This window comes from Methanoculleus sp. SDB, assembly GCA_001412355.1.
Lineage (GTDB): Archaea > Halobacteriota > Methanomicrobia > Methanomicrobiales > Methanomicrobiaceae > LKUD01.
In genome coordinates, this window is the sequence record LKUD01000036.1 from 1 (window position 1) to 3,753 (window position 3,753).

8 protein-coding genes are annotated in these 3,753 nt (G+C 54.1%); all 8 read right to left on the minus strand.

Translation table 11 applies throughout. The annotated features are described in order from the left end of the window. Nucleotides 1-21 precede the first annotated feature (21 nt). Genes APR53_02720 through APR53_02755 form a run of 8 tightly spaced genes read right to left on the minus strand, consistent with a single transcriptional unit; the run spans nucleotide 22 to nucleotide 3,683 of the window. Nucleotides 22-210 (minus strand): DNA-directed RNA polymerase subunit N, encoded by a 189-nt coding sequence (locus tag APR53_02720; GenBank protein KQC04848.1) that lies wholly within the window; start codon nucleotides 208-210, stop codon nucleotides 22-24. Nucleotides 211-243: 33 nt separating this feature from the next. Next, nucleotides 244-645, minus strand: a complete 402-nt coding sequence (locus APR53_02725; protein KQC04849.1) for a 30S ribosomal protein S9 — start codon at nucleotides 643-645, stop codon at nucleotides 244-246. A 12-nt stretch (nucleotides 646-657) separates the two neighbouring features. Then, a complete protein-coding gene (locus tag APR53_02730; GenBank protein ID KQC04850.1) occupies nucleotides 658-1,080 on the minus strand; it encodes a 50S ribosomal protein L13 in 423 nt (140 codons plus the stop codon). Nucleotides 1,081-1,087: 7 nt separating this feature from the next. After that, complete coding sequence (locus APR53_02735) at nucleotides 1,088-1,453, minus strand: 50S ribosomal protein L18e (protein ID KQC04851.1); 366 nt, start codon at nucleotides 1,451-1,453, stop codon at nucleotides 1,088-1,090. Next, entirely contained in the window at nucleotides 1,437-2,279 is an 843-nt protein-coding gene (locus APR53_02740; protein KQC04852.1) for a DNA-directed RNA polymerase subunit D, read from the minus strand. Before APR53_02740 ends, APR53_02735 begins: the two co-directional genes overlap by 17 nt. Beyond that, a complete protein-coding gene (locus tag APR53_02745) occupies nucleotides 2,279-2,674 on the minus strand; it encodes a 30S ribosomal protein S11 (protein ID KQC04853.1) in 396 nt (131 codons plus the stop codon). The genes APR53_02740 and APR53_02745 overlap by 1 nt, the downstream gene beginning before the upstream one ends. Nucleotides 2,675-2,676: 2 nt before the next feature. Further along, nucleotides 2,677-3,225 (minus strand): 30S ribosomal protein S4, encoded by a 549-nt coding sequence (locus tag APR53_02750; GenBank protein KQC04854.1) that lies wholly within the window; start codon nucleotides 3,223-3,225, stop codon nucleotides 2,677-2,679. Between the two features lie 11 nt (nucleotides 3,226-3,236). Then, on the minus strand, nucleotides 3,237-3,683 hold the full coding sequence (locus tag APR53_02755; protein KQC04855.1) for a 30S ribosomal protein S13: 447 nt from the start codon (nucleotides 3,681-3,683) through the stop codon (nucleotides 3,237-3,239). Between the last annotated feature and the right edge of the window lie 70 nt (nucleotides 3,684-3,753).

Genomic DNA, 3,753 nt, shown 5'->3' on the forward strand with positions numbered 1-3,753 from the left:
TCCAGGCTACCCCACGACCCCTCACTGATACGGGATAAGATCATCTATAATCTCCTTATGCGTCAGCAGCATGCGTCTGCAACAGTACCGCTCCAGACCGAGATCGTTGAGGATCTCCTTGGGATCCTCACCCGCCTCTTTCCGCTGTTTAAATTCTTCCCATGCTGTGGAAATAACTTTACCGCATGTGAAACATCGGATTGGTATCATATAGATCGATCTCTCTCTATTATTTCATTCATCTCAACGATAAGACTTTTGGAATTTCTTGCGTGCGCCACGACCATGGGGTTTCTTTGTTTCTTTCTGTCGTGAATCATTGACAAGCAATGTACGGTCATACGTAAGATAGGCATCCTTAATCTTCGGATCGTTATGCCACTTCAGAATACCCCGGGCGAGAGCTGTCCGCACCGCCTCAGCCTGTCCCATCACACCGCCGCCCTTTACATCGATGCTTACGTCGATGCCGGAGAGTGCATCGGGCAGGAGGAGGAGCGGTTCGGAGATCTTCATCCGTATAAGCTCGGTTCCGTAGATCTCGAGCGGAACGGAATTGATGCGGATCCTGCCCGCCCCGTTCTTCATTGTCGCCCGTGCGATTGCGGTCTTTCTTTTTCCACTTGTGTTGATAACTTTTACCATTCAACCACCATTTCAGAATTTGGCTCCAAGTCTCGTGCTCACCGTTCCAAGGGTTACGAACCTCGGATTGCTCAGGCGGTCGACGTGTGCTTCCTCGATGGTTTCACGTTCGATATCGGCAAATTCGCGGGGAATGCCCACATACACCCTGACACGCCTGAACGCTTCCGCACCACGCTGCCGTTTGTATGGCAGCATCCCGCGGATTGTGCGCTTGACGATATGATCCGGCCTTCTCGGGAAGAAGGGACCGCCTTCCCGTGAACCGCGTTTGACCTTCGTGTCATAATGATTGAACGTCGTCACCTTCGAACCGGAAATGACAGTTCTTTCGGCATTGATAATCGCGATCTCTTCGCCCATAAGCGTCCGCTTCGCGACAATGCTTGCCAGCCTTCCAAGGAGAAGGCCATCGGCATCAATTACGGTTACCATCGTATCTTCACCTCAGAATTCTCACGCGGCTCCCGCGCGGATTGTCACGGACCAGATCCTCGATACTCATGCATCTGCCGTTTGCCTGCTCGATCTTGCTCGTCGCACCGTCGCTGAAGTTCAGGGCGGCAACAGCCACGGACTGAGTCAGTACACCGCTACCGAGTACTTTTCCGGGAACAAGAATTATCTCTCCCTCGTGGGCGTATCGGTTGATTTTACTGACATTTACTTCCGCGAAGTTCTTGTTTGGTGACTCAAGCCTCTTGGCAATCTCTCGCCAGATATTAGCCTCATTTGTCCGGGATGCTTCTTTCAGCATCGAAATCAGGCTGTTGAGGCGCGGGTTGGTTTTCTTAACTGCTTGTTTCATGTGCAGTCCCTCCAGATATATCGCGTAATATATTCACCAGATCGTCAGATTGTTCCTTCAAAAACAGCAATGCCCGCTCCATAATGTCCCTGACGGGAAGAGAACCGTCGCTCTCCACCACGAATATATAGCGGGTGGCATCGGGCGTTACATGGATTGCCGGCTCGTCGCCGATACCGCTGGCGAGGCACGCACGTTCACACAGTTTGCAGAGCGAACAGAATTCGAGCCTTCCGTCGATAATTTCGACATTTTTACCACCAATCCGTAAAACACCACGCGGACACTCCTCAACACACTTGCCGCAGCCGTCACACCGTTCGTCAACGCGGATAACCGGATAGGCCTTGTAGCCGCACGAGAGTGTCGACTGCCATTTGGCGTGCTCTTTTCCGGTATTTATAACGGCTCTCGCTTCAAGGACGATTTTCTGGTCCTCCGTAAGCTTCACGATGGGTATGTTGTCATGCACCGGCACGGCTGCCGGGTCCTGCGGAATGAGGTCGCCGGAATATACTATCTTGGGGCCTTCGACACTCAGGGTGTAGGTCACACAGCAGCCCGGGCACCCGACACCTTCGCAGGCACAGCGGTCCATGGGCATAAGTGCATCCAGATCCGTTTTCAGGGGTATCAGGCCGAGCCTGTGGGCAAGCATTTCGTCGAACAGCGCGCTGTTATTGTCATAGATGCGCACGTCGTCGATAGCGAGCGTAGGAACTTCACTGATCATTGCTCTCCGGAACGCATTGGCAAATGCCGGTGTCGCTCCGCTGATCGTAAATCGCGCAATGTTTTCATCCAGTCTGGTGAATGCGATTTCCATCAGACTCTCCTGCCTCTTCTCCCGCCCTTCGCACGGATACCATCGTGAGGTACCGGCGTGACATCTTCAATTCGACCGATGCGCATTCCTGCACGTGCAAGCGCACGAATGGCCGCCTGTGCCCCGGGGCCGGGACTCCGCTGTTTTCCACGCCCGGGGGCGCGGACCTTTACATGCACACCGATGATGCCCTTTTCCCGTGCAATCTGTGCGACATTCGTTGCCATCTGCATTGCAGCGTAGGGTGAGCTTTCATTGCGATCCTGCTTGACCACCATACCACCGCTGCTTTTGGTGACGGTTTCGGCACCGGAGAGGTCGGTAATGGTGATGATGGTGTTGTTGAATGATGCAAAAATGTGAGCGATGCCCCATTTTTCCTTGTCATCTGCCATATTCAGCGGCCTCCGGTGCGAACGATACGTGAACGTTCGGGATGTACGTCATTGGTCAGGGGCGATCGTCCGTAGTAGCCGATCTGCCCTTCTTCCGCGCGTGTGACCCGGTATCCGGGGATGGTGACTTTTCGCCCGCCGAGGGCTATATGGCCGTGCGTGATGAACTGGCGTGCCTGTTTCGGGGAGCGTGCAAGCCCCTGCCGGTATACAAGCGTCTGGAGCCTCCGCTCAAGTTCACTCTCTACTTTCATCCCCAGCACGTCATCGATACCTGCTTCTTCTCCGAGCAGACCGACACGATTCAGGTGGCCGAGAAGCTGCGTTCTCTTCCGCTCGATTTGGGCCTCGTCTGTCGAAGCGGCCATTAACGAGAGGAGATCCCGCGCCCCACGCCGGTAGCGCCGGAGCGTACTCTGTGCCTTCCAGAGTTCCCGTTTGTTGCGGAGACCGTAATCGATGACAATCCGGATCTCGTCCTCGATACGGCTCTTTTCAAAGCGCCGTTTCGGTGTGTCATACTGTTTGTGGTTTTTTCCAGGATAACCCATGCAATCACCGCTTACTTCTTCTTCTTCCTGACGCCGACGGTCGTTCCTGTTCTTCCGGTGGACTTGGTGCGCTGGCCCCGAACCTTCTGTCCGGTTTCATGACGTATGCCCCGATAGCAGCGGATCTTCCGCATGCGGTTCACATCGTCCTCAAGCGCCATCCTGAGATCAGTACCCAGCAGCTGCTTGGCTTCACCCGTATAGACGTCCTTTTGCCGGTTCAGCATCCAGACCGGGACCGATTCGGAGTACTTCTCCACGACATCCCGGATTCGCTCCACACTCTCATCGTCAAGCCGACCGAGTATGGCATGACGATCGACCTCTGCCATTCGGGAAATAATTCCGGAAGTATGCAGGCCGATGCCCGGAATTCCGGTCAGTGCGATGTACACTGCCTTCGTTCCGTCCAGATCGGTATTTTTCACCCGTACGAAATATTTAATCTCTTCTTCCATTCAACCGCCTCGCATTTTGAGATTCTACTCTGAATAGCGCTGAGGGAGGGATTTGAACCCTCGAGTCCCA

Bases quoted from the DNA above. Each gene is read 5' to 3' on its own strand.
- APR53_02720 (KQC04848.1), bottom strand. From the start codon at position 210: ATGATACCAATCCGATGTTTCACATGCGGTAAAGTTATTTCCACAGCA.
- APR53_02725 (KQC04849.1), bottom strand. From the start codon at position 645: ATGGTAAAAGTTATCAACACAAGTGGAAAAAGAAAGACCGCAATCGCA.
- APR53_02730 (KQC04850.1), bottom strand. From the start codon at position 1,080: ATGGTAACCGTAATTGATGCCGATGGCCTTCTCCTTGGAAGGCTGGCA.
- APR53_02735 (KQC04851.1), bottom strand. From the start codon at position 1,453: ATGAAACAAGCAGTTAAGAAAACCAACCCGCGCCTCAACAGCCTGATT.
- APR53_02740 (KQC04852.1), bottom strand. From the start codon at position 2,279: ATGGAAATCGCATTCACCAGACTGGATGAAAACATTGCGCGATTTACG.
- APR53_02745 (KQC04853.1), bottom strand. From the start codon at position 2,674: ATGGCAGATGACAAGGAAAAATGGGGCATCGCTCACATTTTTGCATCA.
- APR53_02750 (KQC04854.1), bottom strand. From the start codon at position 3,225: ATGGGTTATCCTGGAAAAAACCACAAACAGTATGACACACCGAAACGG.
- APR53_02755 (KQC04855.1), bottom strand. From the start codon at position 3,683: ATGGAAGAAGAGATTAAATATTTCGTACGGGTGAAAAATACCGATCTG.